We start from the raw sequence: 16,347 nt of genomic DNA on the forward strand, positions 1-16,347 counted from the left end.
TCTATGACCATGCCCGTTGAAACAGATACACGCGATACGGAACTGGCGGCTCAGTACGAAGCCTATCCCTATCCAGAACGTAACCCACAGGATGAGACAAAGCGGCTTCTTATTGGAAGCCCCAGCCATCTGCGAGAAATAGATTATTGGGTGTTTGGTGCCCGTAGATCTCGCAGCAAACCGCTTCGCGCGTTGGTAGCCGGATGTGGAACAGGTGATGGAGCCATCATGCTGGCAACGCAGATGGCGCGTTCAGATCGTCCCGGAGAAGTAGTCTGCCTCGATCGTTCCCAACGGGCTCTATCTATCGCTCAAGCCCGTGCAACCACACGTAAGCTTGGAAATATCCGTTTTATTCAGGGCTCTCTGAGCGATCTTGATAGCCTAAAGCTGGGCCTGTTCGATTACATAGATTGCTGCGGCGTCCTGCACCATCTCCCACACCCGGCAGCCACCCTGAAAAACCTTGAGCAGCTACTCGCTCCACATGGGGGGATGGGCCTTATGGTCTATGCCCCTTATGGCCGAACTGGCGTCTACATGGTGCAGGAGGCTCTTGAGCAACTGGCCCCCCATACCGAGGCTCCAGCAGCCCGACTGGATACAGCCAAGCGGGTTATGCGCTCTCTGCCTGCTACTGCGTGGCTGCGCCAGAACGGCAATTTTGGCGATCATCTGAGTGGCGGCGATGCTGGCCTCTATGATCTTCTGCTCAACCCGAGAGACCGTTCATACACCATCGGGGCTTTCCTTGATCTCTTGAACGGAGCGGGGCTTGAGCCATCCTGCCTTATGGAACCAGCACGGTATGACCCCACACTCTTTTTGCCGGACCCCAGACTAAGAAACCGTATCGGCGCATTAGACTGGCGAGAAAAAGCGATTGTTGCAGAGGCACTGACGGGCAACATGGCCACGCATGTTGCTTATGTCGTTCGGCAGGGCGCACGAACACCCCCTCCTGACTTCAATGATTTCCACGCTGTTCCTGTCATGCGGGAAATTCCCGGCATAGAGCTGGCAAAGCAGATGCGTGCGGATCACACGTTGCCATTTGCCTTTGGCACGATCGTTGTGCCCATACCACTTCCACCGCAGGCAAGAGGCCTTCTGCCGCTGATTGATGGAAAACAGACAGTGGGGGATCTCGCCGCCGTTCTGAGCACACGCGGCGTCCCAGAAGATAAATTCCGAAAAATCTGGAAGGAAACGTTTTTAACGCTTGAAAGCCTGAACAGGGTGCTGCTTCAATCTCCCTTGTGAAACAGCACACCAGCTTAAACACGGCACAGAATACCATTCGCACAGCGAACGCAGAGTGGCGTCCCATCATTATTTTTGGTGCCGCTTTGAAAAATGATGGGGCTCCCACCCCCGCGTTGCAGGACCGGGTCAGGGCAGCCCTAGCATTTGGAAAGCAGTATAAAAACGTTCTCTACATTCCTACGGGCAACGTACCTCAAAACGGCGTAACCGAAGCAGATGTCATGACCGGCCTTCTTCTTAAAGGAGGCATATCTGCGGAACACATAATAGCCGAGCAAACGGCAACAGATACTTTTGATTCCGTTGTGGCCTGCACTAAAATCTTACAAAAACAAGGCATTGGCGAGCAATCTGTCGCTCTAGCCACAAGTCCTTATCATATGCCACGCTGCATGCTGTTGATGCGATTGGCTGGCTGGCGTGTGCAGCAGATCCCGTTTCCTTACAAAAATCTGCCCCAAACAAACCTGTTTCATAAAACCCTGATCATTGCGCATGAAGTGCTTGCCACTGGGTGGGATGCATTGCTCGTTCTGGGATGGCGTATTGTGCGCTAGAAAGCGGCAGCGTATCTTCCCCGCACATCCGTGAGGGTTTTGTTGGAAATGCAGGACAAGAAGCGGCGGTGAACTCGCTCCTGCCTGATCAGTGTCTTGCAAAAAGCATCAAGCTGAATGCTTTTGAATTTTCAGCCCTATCCTCACTTGAACGTCTCTCATGTTTTTCAGGCTTATCCAGCCTGAGAAACCTTTAGAAACAGTAGGTAAAATGGCCGTTTACGCTTTTGTTTTTCCGGGGCAGGGCAGTCAGTCCGTCGGTATGGGGGCTGAACTGGCCCAAGCTTTCCCCGCTGCCCGGGCTGTGTTCGAAGAAATGGATGAGGCTCTGGGAGAACGCCTTTCCAAGACAATTTTTGAAGGCCCAATGGAAGCCCTGACCAGCACGGAGAACACGCAACCTGCGCTGATGGCAGTCTCCATGGCGGTTATGCGGGTTCTGGAAACCGAAGGTGGTCTGGATCTCGCCGCAAAAGTTTCTCTTCTGGCGGGCCATTCTCTGGGAGAATATGCCGCTTTGGCTGCAGGGCGTGCGTTCAGTATCTCAGAAGCAGCTCGCCTTCTTCGGCTTCGCGGGCAAGCCATGCAGAAAGCGGTGCCAGCCGGGCAGGGCGGCATGGCGGCCATTATTGGCGGCACCTTGGCTCAGGTGCAGGAAATCTGCACGGAAGCAGGAAAAGGAAGTGTTCTGGAAATTGCCAATGATAATGGCGGCGGCCAGATCGTGATTTCCGGTGCTATGGATGCCATTGATAAGGCCGTAGCCCTTGCCAAGGAAATGAAGATCAAAAGGGCCCTAAAGCTGCCTGTATCGGCTCCCTTCCATTCCTCTCTGATGCGCCCTGCAGAAGACATTATGGCGGAAGCCCTTGCAATGACTGATATTGCCAGCCCAATCGTGCCGGTAATTGCCAACGTGACGGCCGAGCGGGAAACCGATGCCGATACGATTCGGACCAACCTGACCAAACAGGTAACAGGCCGGGTCCGGTGGCGTGAAAGTGTGGAAGCCATGAGCGGGTCGGGTATTGATACGTTTGTAGAAATTGGCGCAGGAAAAGTTCTTTCCGGCCTGATCCGTCGCATTGATCCAGAAGTCAGCACGCTTTCCGTCGGCACACCTGCCGACATTGAAACACTCTTAAAATCTTTTTAAAACAATCGGGTAGAGTTTTATGTTCAAGCTTGATGGCAAGGTTGCACTGATAACAGGAGCCTCTGGCGGCATCGGGGGCGCCATTGCAGCGACCCTGCACGCCCAAGGCGCAACAGTCGTACTTTCTGGCACGCGGGAAGAAGCCCTAAAAGCGCAGGCGGAAAAACTGGGAAACGAGCGCGTTTTCTACGTCACTGCCAATCTCTCGAACCCCGCAGAAGCGGATGCATTGGTCAACAAAGCGGAAGACCAAGCAGGCAAACCCATTGATATTCTTGTCAACAACGCAGGACTTACGCGAGATACGCTGGCTCTGCGCATGAAAGACGAAGACTGGGATCAGGTCCTGAATGTCGATTTGTCCTCCCCTTTCAGGCTGTGCCGGTCTGTTCTGAAAGGCATGCTGCGTCGGCGTGCCGGACGAATTGTGAACATTGCCTCTGTGGTCGGAGCAACAGGCAATGCTGGGCAGGCCAACTATTCAGCCGCAAAAGCTGGCATGGTGGGCATGAGCAAATCCCTTGCGCAGGAAGTTGGCTCCCGCGGCGTTACGGTAAACGTGGTCGCTCCGGGCTTCATTGTAACCCCAATGACAGACGTTCTGCCGGACGCCCAGAAGGAAAAGCTGCAAAGCCAGATTCCGTTGGGCCGCCTTGGAAAACCAGAAGACATTGCCGCAGCTGTACTTTATTTGTGCTCGGATGAAGCCGGATGGGTTACAGGAGCGACCCTGCATGTTAATGGTGGCATGGCTATGATCTGAAGGCAGCCTGCATGTATAACGCATAACAGGTCGTGCAAAACGCTTTCAGATGTGGCAGACAGTTTCCGTAATTGGTGCTGGCCAGTCCATCTGGAAGAGCCTTCATACGGTTCATCTTGGCTTGAACCAAAGAAACGTGCTATGCGCCCGCAGCCTTGTTTGCAGGACTGAAGCCCTTCGCTTCATCCGGATGCACAACAGGGAAGCTGGCAAATTAAGCGCCTAGACAACTTGCCCCTTTTTCTCATGGGCATATAGGAAGCAGAGACAGATGAGCGAAATCGCTGATAAGGTTAAGAAAATTGTGGTCGAGCATCTCGGCGTCGAGGAAAGCAAGGTCACGCCGGAAGCGTCGTTCATCGACGATCTGGGAGCAGACAGCCTTGATACCGTTGAACTCGTGATGGCTTTTGAAGAAGCTTTCAACGTTGAGATTCCGGAAGACGCTGCTGAAAAGATCGCCACTGTCAAAGACGCGATTGACTACATCGAAAAGCAGAAAGCGGCCTGATCAGGCCTTTTTGCCAAGCAATATAAGGTCCCTCTTTCCGTGAGGGACCAAACAGATTCAAGCGGGGAGCGGGCTGGTTTGTTGCAGTCGGCCGGAGCAAATTCGGGCCGGAGACGCGTTGTCGTCACCGGTATGGGCATGGTGGGGCCGCTTGGCCTCGGTGTCGAAAACGTATGGTCACGTCTGATTGCAGGCGAAAGCGGGATTGGCAGGATCACGCATTTTGACCCTAGCGATCTTCCTGCACAGGTAGCGGGACAGGTTCCGGAAGGACCAACCGCGGAAGGAAAGCTTACGCTTTCTGAATGGATACCTGTCAAAGATCAGCGCAAGATGGACCGCTTCATTCACATGGGGCTGGTTGCTGCGACGGAAGCTGTGGAAGATTCCGGATGGAAACCACAGACTGAAGAAGAGAAATGCGCCACCGGCGTCATGATCGGATCGGGAATCGGTGGTCTTCAGACCATTTATGATGCGTCGATCACGGTGCATGAAGGTCGCGCCAAGCGTCTTTCACCCTTCTTTATCCCGTCTGCCCTGATCAATCTGGTATCTGGGCATGTGTCCATCAAATACGGATTTCAGGGGCCCAACCACTCTGTGGTGACAGCCTGTGCAACCGGCGTACATGCCATTGGGGATGCAGCCCGTATCATCATGTTTGGTGATGCTGACGTGATGGTTGCGGGTGGAGCCGAGGCAACGGTCTGCCCACTGGGAATTGCAGGTTTCTGCTCAGCCAGAGCCCTTTCTACCGGCTTCAATGAAACACCGGAAAAAGCCTCCCGCCCTTGGGACAAAGATCGTGATGGCTTTGTTATGGGGGAAGGAGCTGGTGTTGTCGTGCTGGAAGAATATGAGCACGCAAAAGCTCGTGGCGCCAAGATTTATGCCGAAATCGTCGGTTACGGCATGTCAGGCGATGCGTACCACATTACCGCTCCGGCTGAAGGCCACTATGGCGCCTTCCGCGCGATGCGTTCTGCACTGAAAAGCGCAGGCGTTACGCCAGCAGATATTGGCTATGTCAATGCTCACGGCACATCCACCATGGCGGATGACCTCGAGCTTGAAGCCGTTGAACGTCTGTTCGGTGATGACGCTCGCAAACTGGCCATGTCTTCCACCAAATCTGCAACCGGGCATCTGCTTGGCGCAGCCGGTGCGGTGGAAGCCATGTTCTGCATGCTGGCTATCAGGGACAATGTGGTTCCTCCCACACTGAATCTGGATAACCCATCCAGAGAAAGCGTGATTGATCGTGTGGCACACACGGCGCAGCAGCGTCAGGTGAATGTCGCTCTTTCAAACAGCTTCGGGTTTGGTGGCACCAACGCCAGTCTGGTTGTACGCGGCGTCTGACTTCGCTCTGTTATTCCTTTGCAAGAAGGAATAAATAAGACGGCATGCGTAAATTCTTCTTTCTCCTGTTTCTTCTGCTCTTTGTTGGAGCGGGAGGAACAGGATTAAAAGCGTGGCAAGACTATCACGGTTCTGGTCCGCTTGCTCAAGATACGGATGTGGTTATTCCACACGGCGATTATCAGAGCACCATTCACACCCTGCAAAATGCTGGCGTTCTCAAACAGGGATGGTGGACTGAGCGCTTGGCTCTGAGCGCAATTTTGCTAACCCGGCATGATGGACAACTTCACGCCGCAGAACTGCATTTCCCTGCATTTACATCAATGGAACATGCATTCTGGATTTTGCGTCATGGCAAGCCAGTTCTTCACAAGATTACCATTCCGGAAGGCCTGACTGCGCATCAGATTCAGACGCTCGTTCAAGCTGCCCCTTTCTTGAACGGGGACACTCCCCTGCCACAGGAAGGCAGTATTCTGCCAGAAACTTACAGCTATCTGCGCAACAGTAGCAGAAGCGCCCTCATCGATCGGGCACATGCCGCCATGGTAACCACAGTCTCTAAACTGTGGGCCGACCGGCAAGACACTGGCTTAATTGCAGATCAGCGCGCCTTTGTGACATTGGCTTCTCTGGTAGAAAAAGAAACAGCGCTTACGTCAGAACGCCCGATGGTTGCCAGAGTCTTTCTTAACCGTCTTGAAAAAGGCATGCGGTTACAGACAGACCCAACCGTTATTTATGCCCTGACCAATGGCAGCCCGCCTTTGGGGCGACCTCTGACCCATACGGATCTGCAAATATCCAGCCCTTATAATACCTATGCGGTCACAGGCCTTCCGCCGAGCCCCATCTGTTCGCCCGGGCTTTCATCGCTCCAGGCCGTTGCTCATCCTGCGACAGGAGAGATGCTTTACTTTGTTGCCAATGGGGAAGGGGGGCACAATTTTGCCGCTACCCTTGCAGACCACAACAGGAACGTATCTCTCTTTCGACAGAAAAAAGAATAACCACCTATTTCTGGGCCCGCGCCTCTCTAAAAGAAGCTCCCGAATAAGAGACAACGCGTGCTCTTTTTCTCATCGCTTCCCAACGATAAAAGACCAGAGCGAGATGTCAGCCTCTGAAGAATGACGAAAAATTTTCGACATTGGAACGGGGGATTTCATCGTATGTGCAGAACCATCGGGTAACTCAGGCCCGTCATACTCTGACGCAAACAGCTTCCCGTTTACTTTCAAACGACTTCTGAGTCTGAACGCGCAGGAAGGAACGGGAATGACTTCGGTTCTCCCGCCCTTTCTAACCCTGATATTAAGATTGCGCGCGTCGCACTATTTTCCAGTTTTGAGCGGCGCAAGAGTTTCGTGCTGCACGGCACCAGAACTGGACGGTGTGCCAGAATTATAGTTCGGCACAGTATCCGCGTCATTGGTCGGCTGAAACGCCGGGGTTGATTGCGTTGTTTTACCGCTTGTGGAGGCTGGCGTGGCAGATGACAGTTTACCGTATCGGGTTAACACGCTGCGCAGCGGGTCCGCACCAGCGTTGTTGACGCGCATGGAAACCACAATGTCTTCTGGCCCAACGCTCTGGCCATAATATTTGCGGTTGGAATCACTATTCACTGTCAGTTTGGTACCACCCAACGCAGCCCCGGCGAACACACCCTGAGATTTCTGCGCCACCAGAATATCCGTATTCCGTGCGCCAGCATTCCCGCGCTCTACATTGCTGCTGAGCGTCGCAAAAGAGACCCCTGCGTTTGCGCCAAACTGGAACTGGCTATCCAGTAGTGCCTGCAGGCCACGGTCTGTCATGACAAAAAACATGGCCTGAGAGTTCTGTACGCCCAACTGCAGCCCGAAGGATGCCGTGCTGAGCGTATAAAATGCAGGATCAGACCATGATCCACGAGCATCCCTTGCCAGAAGAAGGCACCCACCTCCCGCGCCACCAAAGGCGATGGACATCCGGAAAATAGAAGGACAGACCATAACCGCACGGGCCTTGGCAAGGTTGACAGCTACAGCGCTTTGAGGCGTGGCCCCCACAAAAATATCCTGAACCGTAAGAGCTGCCTTATCGACCAGCGTCTGAACAGTTTCAGCGGCATTGGCATTGACAGGAGCGCTCGCCAGAGCTGTCACCAGAGCCAGAGAAAAAGAAGTAAAACGATAAACAGACCGCATGCGGGTGGTCTCCATTATGGGCCGCAATCATGGGCCACGACAAAAGCAGGATTTTATGGCGGCAGAATGGCCTGAAGAATAAACCTTTCCGCTGTTTCCTACTCCAACGGAATCGAGACAGCTTTTGAAAGAGCGTCGGCAATATGGGGGTTGGCGGCAAGAATGGTTGCAGGGCCTGTCAAACCGCCCGTGCGCAGGAAAGGCGACACTCTCGCCCCGGCTTCAGCCAGCAGGGGAAGTGCCGCCGCCACATCCCACAGATTGATAACAATTTCTATATAACCGTCCAGCCGTCCGCAGGCGACATCCGCCAAGGCAAGGGCCCCGGAACCACCAGAGCGCGGCATGGCTCCCAGGTCCATGATGGCGTCAATCTTTTCCATGAACACGGGCTTTGGAACCCTATTGCTCCATCCCATTTCAATCATGGCGCTTGCCGGGTCTGTAACAGGAGACGCCTGAATACGTTTGCCATTCAGAAAAGCGCCATGGCCGCGTAAGGCGGTATAAACTTCTCCCAGCGCCGGGGCTTCAATCACGCCCGCTATGGGATCATCTCCATCCAGAAGCCCCAGAGACACGCACCAGCGGCTTCGCCCGCGGGCATAATTGGAGGTTCCGTCAATCGGGTCCACCACCCAGCGCAACTGGCCTGCACGGGCCACGCCGCCTTCTTCACCCTGAAAGCCGTCGTCTGGGAAAAGGGCTTTCATACGCTCGGCAATAAACGCTTCAACCGCACCGTCTGTCTCTGTCAACCAATCCTGAGCGGCTTTCTGCTTACCTGCCGGGCCACCTGGCGGCGGACGCATGGACATGGCCAGGCAGGCCGCATCATGTACCACGGCCCGAGCGGCTTCCAAACGACAGGCAATAGCCGGATTGGGTGAGGACATAGAAACACAACTCCAAAAAAACAGACGTATGGTGGCGTGCACCATAACGGGAAGTGCCTTGCGAAGCGACACCTGTGCGTACAAAAGCAGGATCGCTTTACAGACAAGCCCTGAACCCACGGCAAGGAGGCTGGATTTTGCCCTTTATGAGAACAGACCAGTGGCAGACAGGTATCATCCGTGCCTCCATGGCCTCCATACTTCAGGCGGGAACACTCGAAGGATTTTCTCCTCACTGGATCGGAAATGATCATGGGCTGCGGTTTCTGGCAGACCCGTTTGGTCTATGGCACGAACAGAACCTGTATGTTTTTGCCGAAGCTTATGATTACCGGACCAAATGCGGCAAAATAGACATGCTTCAGTTTGATGCCTCTTTTCGGTTTGTTCGCCGCGCACGGGTGCTGTCGGAACCGTGGCATCTTTCCTATCCGGTTGTTTTCCAACATGACGGCGCATTCTGGATGCTTCCCGAAGCACACCGCTCCGGAACACTAAGCCTTTACCGCGCCGCTCATTTTCCGGATAGGTGGGAGAAAATTGGCCATTTCTCTTTTCCGGTTGCAGCCATTGATGCATCGCCCATTTTCTTCAAAGGGTTATGGTGGATGTTTTTCAGCCCTCCGGGCTCAGCTCGCGAAAAAAAATCCATGCTGTGTGCAGCTTTTTCTGAGCATCTTACGGGCCCTTGGCGCTTGCATCCTGCCAACCCCATCCGTGAAAATCTGGCTAGCGGCAGACCAGGCGGAACCCCCATCATTGATGGGGACGACGTACTTCTTCCTACGCAGGACTGCACAAAAACCTACGGTGGTGCGATCTCTATTGTCCGTATTTCTGGCCTAAGCCCCACATCCTGCACCACCTCTGTGACCACCAGACTTGTAGCTCCCCCGGCTTTTCGCCCATGGACGGATGGTCTGCATACCCTTTCGGCCGCCGGAGACGTGACATTGATTGATGCAAAACGCATCAGCCATTCACCACTCCGTCATGTGCATGATGTCAAACGGTGGCTCCAAAAAACAGCCACGCGCACAAGCCCCTGAAGATCTGGCTATGCTGCCTGAAACACTTTGCACGCAAAGCCTCAGGAAAATCCGCATGGGCTAGCGCGGCGAATTTCTAGCGATACAAGGCTTTCGGCCAGCGTCTGTGCAGCCACAACCAGCTTTCAGGTTTGCGCCTGATCCAGCTTTCCAGACGATCATTCACCATTTGCACAAGGGTTTCCAAATCCCGCTGCTTATCGCCAGTATCAGGCAAGGTCATGGGCGGTTCCACAACAATTCGCAGCCGCGCTGGTCCTAGTCGTTCTACATATCCAGGAATAACCGGACACCGATATCGCAGAGCCATGGCTGCGAGGGCAGGGGCCGTCATGGCCGGTTGACCAAAAAAACGCGCCTCCACGCCGTCATTCATTTTCTGATCGACCAGCATCCCCAAGCGGCCACCTTTGGCAACATATACCAACGCTTCCCGCGCACCGCGTGCCCCTTTGGCAAAAAGAGGCATGGGGGTAGGCGCCATTGCCGCATCACGCAGCTTACGGATCATATCATCAATCAAAGGATTACCGGCGGCCCTGTAAAATGACGCAAATGGCGTACCATGCCGTGCAACGCCGGGAGGTAGCATTTCCCAATTGCCAATATGACCGGAAACAAACAGAACAGAACCACCGCGACGGGCCTGCTCCTCTAGATATTCGGCCCCCTGAACCTCAAATCCCGGGCCAGAGGGGGTGTTTTCCTGTAAGCGCGAGAGGTGAGGCAGCTCCCCGACCGTACGCCCCAAATTCTCCCATACACCTTTGACAATCCGCTTTCTCTGCGGACGTGCCAGACTTGGCATGGCAATTTGCAGATTACGGTCAGCCACCTTGGAAACAGGCAGCAACGGCCCAACAAAACGAGTAACACGACCAGCAAAATTGGATGCTTTGACTGGCCCCATTTTCAGGAACGCATCAAGCAGACAGCGCGCAACAGCGGCCTCCACCTTCATGAGAGCCGTTATCTCTCCTTTACTCATCTGGTTGTTCCTGAAGAAAAAAGCCGATCAAGAAGCCTTTCTGGTGCTATCTCATCATCCCATTTCAATCCCACTCCCACAACCTGAACACGGGACCGAAAAGAAGCCGGGAGACGCACCGCATCTTTGGGCGTTGTAACCAACTGCGCACCGTCTTGCTCGGCAAGAGTAATCAGACGCTCCATATCCCGCGCCTTATAGAAATAATGATCAGGAAAGGCGAGGCTTTGGGAGAGCATGACCCCGGCCTCACTCAATCCCTCAAAGAATTTGGACGGCCGCCCCAGTCCGGCAAAGGCAACGCACGGTGCGTCTTTTAACGCTGCAATATCAGCCCTATTTGGCTGAAGAGCGGCACGCAGAACCGGCCCGCACGCCGTAAGTTCTCGTTTATAGCGGGCCAGAAAGCCTGTTCTATCCAGCCCGATGAGAAGAACAGCAGAGGCTCGCGCTAATGCCTTTTGCGCCCGTTCACGCAAAGGGCCTGCGGGAAGAACGTGGCCATTCCCCAAGCCGACAATGCCATCAACGCTCAAAAGCGACACATCTTTGTGCAAACCGGGATTCTGAAACCCATCATCCATAATCAGACATTGCGCGCCTGCACTGATAGCGGCGCGTGCGGATGCGACACGATCACCGCCCACCCATGTCGGGCAGTGGGTCGCCAGCAGCAGGGCTTCATCTCCCACATCGCTAATTGTGTGCCGGGCAGGATCTACCCTTGTGGTCACCTTGACCTTGCCGCCATACCCGCGGATCAACGCGTGAACGGCTATTTTCCGGTTCTGCAACCGTTTTACCAGATCCAGCACGACTGTTGTCTTGCCGGTACCTCCGGTTGTTATATTCCCACAGCATAAAACAGGGATGGGGGCTTTCCACCCCTTTTTCGCCTGCCTGTTGTCCGCCCAGGCAGACACTACTGCCGCTATCGGTGAAAGCACGAAGGGCAACCATTTTGCCTCGGGATTCTGCCAAAAACGAGGCGGATGGATCATGACTTCAGCAGGTCCAGAGCGCGGCTGGTCAAACGGTCCACAAGATGTTCATTGGCGGCGGAAACACGCTCCTTGCTCGTTGCGGCGTTATGCGCACGCAGTGCGGGATCTGCGAACATCTGTCTGACCCATTGAGCAAGATCAGTAGCCGTTTTCACCACGGCCACACTATTCCCCAACTTCTGGAACGCCTCTTCAAAATTATGAACCAACGGGCCTGTTGCCAGCGCGCAATTCAAGCGCGCCGGTTCAAACGGATTATGGCCGCCACCACCACCTTTTACGCCCGGAAGGCTGTTTCCAATAAACACCACGTCCGCCAGACGATAGAAAAGACCAAGTTCGCCTAACGTATCACATATCCAGACAGCGTCCGCTTTCTGCGGCACCATCCCCAAAGAACGCCGAGGCGCACCCGAGAAAAGTGCGCCAACCTCAGCACCACGCTCCGGATGCCTGGGCACAATAAGCGTCAAAAGATCTGGTATCTCATTTCGCAGAGTCTCAAGCGCTTTCCGGATAACGTGCTCTTCACCCTCATGAGTGGACGCGGCCAGAAATACAGGACGCCCCACTAACTGCGCTCTAAGCGACTGCAATGCCTCTTTCTTCACAGGAAGAGGGCTCGCAACCGTTTTCAAATCTCCGCTCGCCAGTACTGTCCGAGCGCCCAGTTTCTCAAAACGCTGCGCATCTTCCAAAGCTCGAGGAGCAATCCACGCAAAACGTTCCAGCATCCGTTTCGCAATCCGTGGCACTTTCTGCCATTTACGGAAAGATGCAGCTGACAACCTGCCATTAACCAAAGCCACCGGCAGGTTGCGCTCATGACACAGCCCAATCAGGTTGGGCCATAATTCGCTTTCTGTAAAAATAGCGGCCTGCGGTTGCCAGTAACCGAGAAAACGTTTGCCCCAACGTGGAACATCCAACGGAACAAACTGATGGATGACACGCGCCGCATCAGCCATTCGTTGTTCAACCATTCGGGCCGCTGTCACTGTGCCCGTTGTGACTAACACCGTGAGCCGAGTATTCTGGCATAGACAGTTTTCAACCAGCGGCAGAATGGAAACGACTTCTCCGACACTGGCTGCATGGAACCAGATCAGCGCCCCCGTTGGCCGCGACCGAGACGCAAACCCCATTTTTTCCCGCACACGAGCTGCGACTTCTTTGCCGCTCGTCTGCCGCCACCTCAGAAAAAAGGGTAATGCCGGAGCAAGAACTGTAGCGACCGTAGCCCACAGCCTCGATGGCATGAGATCAAGCGGTTCGGGGCGAAATTCTTCTGTCGGGGCCTGATGCGTAACGGTTCTACGATGCATGGCGGCCTCCGCCTTGTCCATCGCGTCCGTAATGGCATCTGATAAAATCTGTCCGGCTTCCTCCGCACTTCTTCCATCAGCATTAAGATGAAAAAGGGGAGCACCGCAGACAAAACGACCGTTCCCGAAGGGCACGGGAATAATCATTCTGTCCCAGGATTTCAGGCGAAAGCCTGAACATGTTGCGCCTATAGGCACGATAGGCATTTTTACCATTGCCGCCAGCGCAGCCGCCCCTTGCTGCGCCTGCCGACGCGGACCACGCGGACCATCTGGCGTTATGGCAACAATACCACCATGGCGTAATCTGGCACGCATACGCCGGATTGCAGCCGCTCCGCCTTTATTCTTGCCGCGCGTGTCAGATGAGCCCGCAATGGACCATATGCGCCATGGGCCAACAATATCGGCAATCAGCCGACCGTCCTTATTACGGCTTATCAGCACATGTAAGCGTAACGTAGGGTTCTGCGGCTCCGCCCACCACCAGAGAGCAGGTGTTAACGGCAGAGCTTCATGCCAGAACGCCACAATGGCCGTATGCCCGTCCTGCGCAGTCAACAGCCTGCGGGCCGCTGGGTCCACGGTAAACGTCCAGCGCATGGTGCGCAGTGTCAGCCCCAGATAGCCTCTGACCGAAGAAATCAGGATCTTGCGCAGCAGAGAACTGGAGGAAAAACGAAATGCCGTCATGCCAGACTGCCTCCGGCGCTAAAGCAATTTCCTCCTAAAGGCAAAACCTTCCGGTTGTTCGTTCAGAACAGCAGGTTGATAGGCGACGGTAAAAGCCTCGTGCGCTTTCTGCCATACAGAAGCATCCACGCCTTCCGGCACAACAACGCTATTGACGCCACACCGAAGCAGAAATTCATACTGATCAGGCAGGATATGCCCACCAGCACGAATTTCACCTTTGAAATGCAGGTGTTCACGCAAGGCTCTGGCCTGTGTAAACCCGCGTCCATCCCGGAAAATCGGGAACGTAACCTGCACACAGGACAAACGGGGTAGGGCGACACGCAGGTCTTCTACCTGATCTCCTGCGTTCAGCAGGACACCTAGACGGCCATCACCGTTCCGGCCCAACCCCTCTGCCAGCCGCGCCAGAGGCACCAACACATCACCTGAAGGCAGGCTCTCGCCTTCAATAGCAATCTGCCAGTTATCGTCTTTAGTCTGGCCGTTCTCAAGCAGTGGCATACGCGGCGTCCTTGAATGGTGCTGTGCCTAAACGGCGGCACGTTTCAATAAACTGCTCACCCGCCGTCCTTCTGGCAAGATACGTATCAATGATCCGGGCGATTGCATCAACCGTTTCATCTTCGGACATGGCTGCCCCGATAATCTGGCCAATTGAAACCGTATCCTGATCCGCAGCTCCTCCCAGTGTGATCTGGAAGGCTTCCTCACCCCGTTTATCCACCCCAAGAATGCCAATATGCCCGGCATGATGATGCCCGCAGGCATTGATGCATCCAGAGATATTCAACCGCATAGGGCCGATTTCCCGCTGTAGATCGGGGCTTGCAAAGCGTTCGCTCAGTTTTTGCGCAATAGGAATGGAGCGCGCATTGGCCAGCGCGCAGTAATCAAGGCCAGGACAGGCCACGATATCGGTAATGAACCCGACATTCGCCGTGCCCAGCCCGTTCTGCTCAAGCGTCTGCCACAAGCCATAAAGCTTGTCCTGCCGCACATGCCCCAGAACAACGTTCTGCAGATGCGTGATCCGCAACTCACCAAAGCTCAGTTGATCCGCCAGATCCGCTAGCAGATTCATCTGCGAGGATGTCACGTCTCCGGGAATTCCGCCTGCAGGCTTGCAGGAAATTGTTACCGAAACATATCCCGGCTGTTTATGCGCGTGCGTATTCGTGCGTACCCAGAAATCAAACGCCCGATCCGCTTTACGCTGCTGGGCAAGTTTTTCCGCCGCCTGACCCGCCGGATCAAAATCAGGCACACCAAACCGCGCCCGGATAGCCGCTACAATCCCCTCATCAAGCCGGTAGCGCGCCCGATCCATGGCAACAAATTCTGCGTTCACACGATCCCGGAACTCATCCACACCCAAGGCCTGCACCAGAATCTTGATGCGGGCCTTATAGATGTTATCGCGTCGGCCAAATTCGTTATAAACGCGCAGAATAGCTTCCAGATAAGCAATCAGATCTTCTTCAGGCAGATCATCACGCAGCTTTACACCGACGATCGGTGTCCGCCCCAAACCGCCACCAACATAGACCTCAAATACCGGTCGGCCGTTTTCACCGTTGCGGGCCATTAACCCAATGTCGTGAAAGCGCGCCGCCACCCGATCCTGCGGGCTGCCAGAAATTGCAATCTTGAATTTACGTGGCAGAAACGTGAATTCTGGATGCAAAGTGGACCATTGCCGCAAAATTTCCGCATGCACCCTTGGGTCCAGCACTTCATCAGCAGCCGCGCCAGCAAACTGATCTGCCGTCACGTTCCGGATGCAGTTGCCACTGGTTTGAATGGCATGCATATCCGCATGGGCCAGAAGTGCCAGAATATCCGGGGTATCTTCCAGCCTGATCCAGTTAAACTGAATATTCTGTCGCGTGGTGAAATGGCCGTAATCACGGTCATATCTCTGGGCGATCTGGGCAAGAGCACGCATCTGCCCAGAATTGAGAATACCATAGGGAATAGCCACACGGAGCATATAGGCATGCAATTGAAGATACAGCCCGTTCATGAGACGAAGCGGCTTGAATTCTTCCTCTGTCAACGCACCGGAAATGCGCCGTTCCACCTGATCCCGAAACTGAGCCACACGCTGCTTGAGAAACGTGCGGTCAACCTCATCATAGGCATAATGCCCAACAGGCAAGGGAGAATGAGGGGCGTGAGACATGATAAAAAGAGACCTTGGTTAACGTCGCGGATCAGGCGGGAGAAACGGCAGGATGCTCCTGCCATTCAGGCGTAAAGTCCGGATGCACGCTGGGGCCGCCAGCCCGAATGCGTTCACGGCTGGTGATGGGCACCGGCCCACTGGCCGTAACAGTAACCTGCACGCCGTAGACACCAACCAGTTCATTATCCTGCGCGCTTGCTGTCTGCTGCTTCAGGGCATCCTCAATGTCCGCATTTGAATAGACATGAGCGTGCCGAATGAAAGGTGACCATTCTCCATCGGCTGCCAACCAGACAATACGTCCGTCAAGCAAACGATTGGCGGTAATCACGCTAGAACCTTCTGCGTCCCGGCGGTTATTTCTGCGGTCCATGAGAGGCACCTTTCT

Annotated in this window: 16 protein-coding genes; 8 read left to right on the forward strand and 8 right to left on the reverse strand. The window is 54.5% G+C overall.

From position 1 onward, the window contains the following. Positions 1–3: 3 nt before the first annotated feature. From ASN_RS17155 to mltG, 7 genes are all read left to right on the forward strand, one after another. Entirely contained in the window at positions 4–1,263 is a 1,260-nt protein-coding gene (locus tag ASN_RS17155) for a class I SAM-dependent methyltransferase (RefSeq protein ID WP_058988939.1), read from the forward strand. Beyond that, positions 1,260–1,823 (forward strand): YdcF family protein, encoded by a 564-nt coding sequence (locus tag ASN_RS17160; RefSeq protein ID WP_231948296.1) that lies wholly within the window; start codon positions 1,260–1,262, stop codon positions 1,821–1,823. Before ASN_RS17155 ends, ASN_RS17160 begins: the two co-directional genes overlap by 4 nt. A gap of 211 nt (positions 1,824–2,034) precedes the next feature. Further along, a complete protein-coding gene (fabD, locus tag ASN_RS17165) occupies positions 2,035–2,979 on the forward strand; it encodes an ACP S-malonyltransferase (protein ID WP_058988940.1) in 945 nt (314 codons plus the stop codon). A gap of 19 nt (positions 2,980–2,998) precedes the next feature. Continuing rightward, complete coding sequence (gene fabG, locus ASN_RS17170) at positions 2,999–3,742, forward strand: 3-oxoacyl-[acyl-carrier-protein] reductase (RefSeq protein WP_058988941.1); 744 nt, start codon at positions 2,999–3,001, stop codon at positions 3,740–3,742. A 271-nt stretch (positions 3,743–4,013) separates the two neighbouring features. Continuing rightward, a complete protein-coding gene (locus ASN_RS17175) occupies positions 4,014–4,253 on the forward strand; it encodes an acyl carrier protein (protein WP_006557907.1) in 240 nt (79 codons plus the stop codon). A 132-nt stretch (positions 4,254–4,385) separates the two neighbouring features. Further along, positions 4,386–5,618, forward strand: a complete 1,233-nt coding sequence (gene fabF, locus ASN_RS17180; RefSeq protein WP_006557908.1) for a beta-ketoacyl-ACP synthase II — start codon at positions 4,386–4,388, stop codon at positions 5,616–5,618. Between the two features lie 44 nt (positions 5,619–5,662). Beyond that, positions 5,663–6,631, forward strand: a complete 969-nt coding sequence (mltG, locus tag ASN_RS17185; protein ID WP_058988942.1) for an endolytic transglycosylase MltG — start codon at positions 5,663–5,665, stop codon at positions 6,629–6,631. Positions 6,632–6,955: 324 nt separating this feature from the next. On the opposite strand, the gene ASN_RS17190 is transcribed toward mltG, so the two are convergent. After that, positions 6,956–7,813, reverse strand: coding sequence for a lipid-binding SYLF domain-containing protein (locus ASN_RS17190; RefSeq protein WP_058988943.1), 858 nt, complete (start codon positions 7,811–7,813; stop codon positions 6,956–6,958). 98 nt (positions 7,814–7,911) lie between these two features. Then, the gene (locus ASN_RS17195) at positions 7,912–8,709 is read right to left on the reverse strand and encodes an inositol monophosphatase family protein (protein WP_006557911.1); all 798 of its coding nucleotides are present in this window, start codon (positions 8,707–8,709) and stop codon (positions 7,912–7,914) included. A gap of 146 nt (positions 8,710–8,855) precedes the next feature. On the opposite strand from ASN_RS17195, the gene ASN_RS17200 reads away from it, so the two are divergent. Beyond that, complete coding sequence (locus tag ASN_RS17200) at positions 8,856–9,758, forward strand: glucosamine inositolphosphorylceramide transferase family protein (RefSeq protein WP_058988944.1); 903 nt, start codon at positions 8,856–8,858, stop codon at positions 9,756–9,758. Positions 9,759–9,834: 76 nt separating this feature from the next. Here the strand turns inward: ASN_RS17200 and ASN_RS17205 are convergent, their stop codons facing one another. Genes ASN_RS17205 through ASN_RS17230 form a run of 6 tightly spaced genes read right to left on the reverse strand, consistent with a single transcriptional unit; the run spans position 9,835 to position 16,332 of the window. Next, on the reverse strand, positions 9,835–10,746 hold the full coding sequence (locus tag ASN_RS17205) for a lysophospholipid acyltransferase family protein (RefSeq protein WP_058988945.1): 912 nt from the start codon (positions 10,744–10,746) through the stop codon (positions 9,835–9,837). Then, complete coding sequence (gene lpxK / locus ASN_RS17210) at positions 10,743–11,744, reverse strand: tetraacyldisaccharide 4'-kinase (RefSeq protein ID WP_058989439.1); 1,002 nt, start codon at positions 11,742–11,744, stop codon at positions 10,743–10,745. The genes ASN_RS17205 and lpxK overlap by 4 nt, the downstream gene beginning before the upstream one ends. Continuing rightward, positions 11,744–13,768, reverse strand: coding sequence for a glycosyltransferase N-terminal domain-containing protein (locus tag ASN_RS17215; RefSeq protein ID WP_058988946.1), 2,025 nt, complete (start codon positions 13,766–13,768; stop codon positions 11,744–11,746). Before ASN_RS17215 ends, lpxK begins: the two co-directional genes overlap by 1 nt. An 18-nt stretch (positions 13,769–13,786) precedes the next feature. After that, complete coding sequence (locus ASN_RS17220) at positions 13,787–14,275, reverse strand: DUF934 domain-containing protein (RefSeq protein WP_058988947.1); 489 nt, start codon at positions 14,273–14,275, stop codon at positions 13,787–13,789. After that, positions 14,262–15,956, reverse strand: a complete 1,695-nt coding sequence (locus tag ASN_RS17225) for a nitrite/sulfite reductase (protein ID WP_058988948.1) — start codon at positions 15,954–15,956, stop codon at positions 14,262–14,264. Before ASN_RS17225 ends, ASN_RS17220 begins: the two co-directional genes overlap by 14 nt. Positions 15,957–15,987: 31 nt before the next feature. After that, a complete protein-coding gene (locus tag ASN_RS17230; protein ID WP_006557918.1) occupies positions 15,988–16,332 on the reverse strand; it encodes a DUF2849 domain-containing protein in 345 nt (114 codons plus the stop codon). Positions 16,333–16,347: the final 15 nt, after the last annotated feature.

The organism is Acetobacter senegalensis, assembly GCF_001499615.1.
Lineage (GTDB): Bacteria > Pseudomonadota > Alphaproteobacteria > Acetobacterales > Acetobacteraceae > Acetobacter > Acetobacter senegalensis.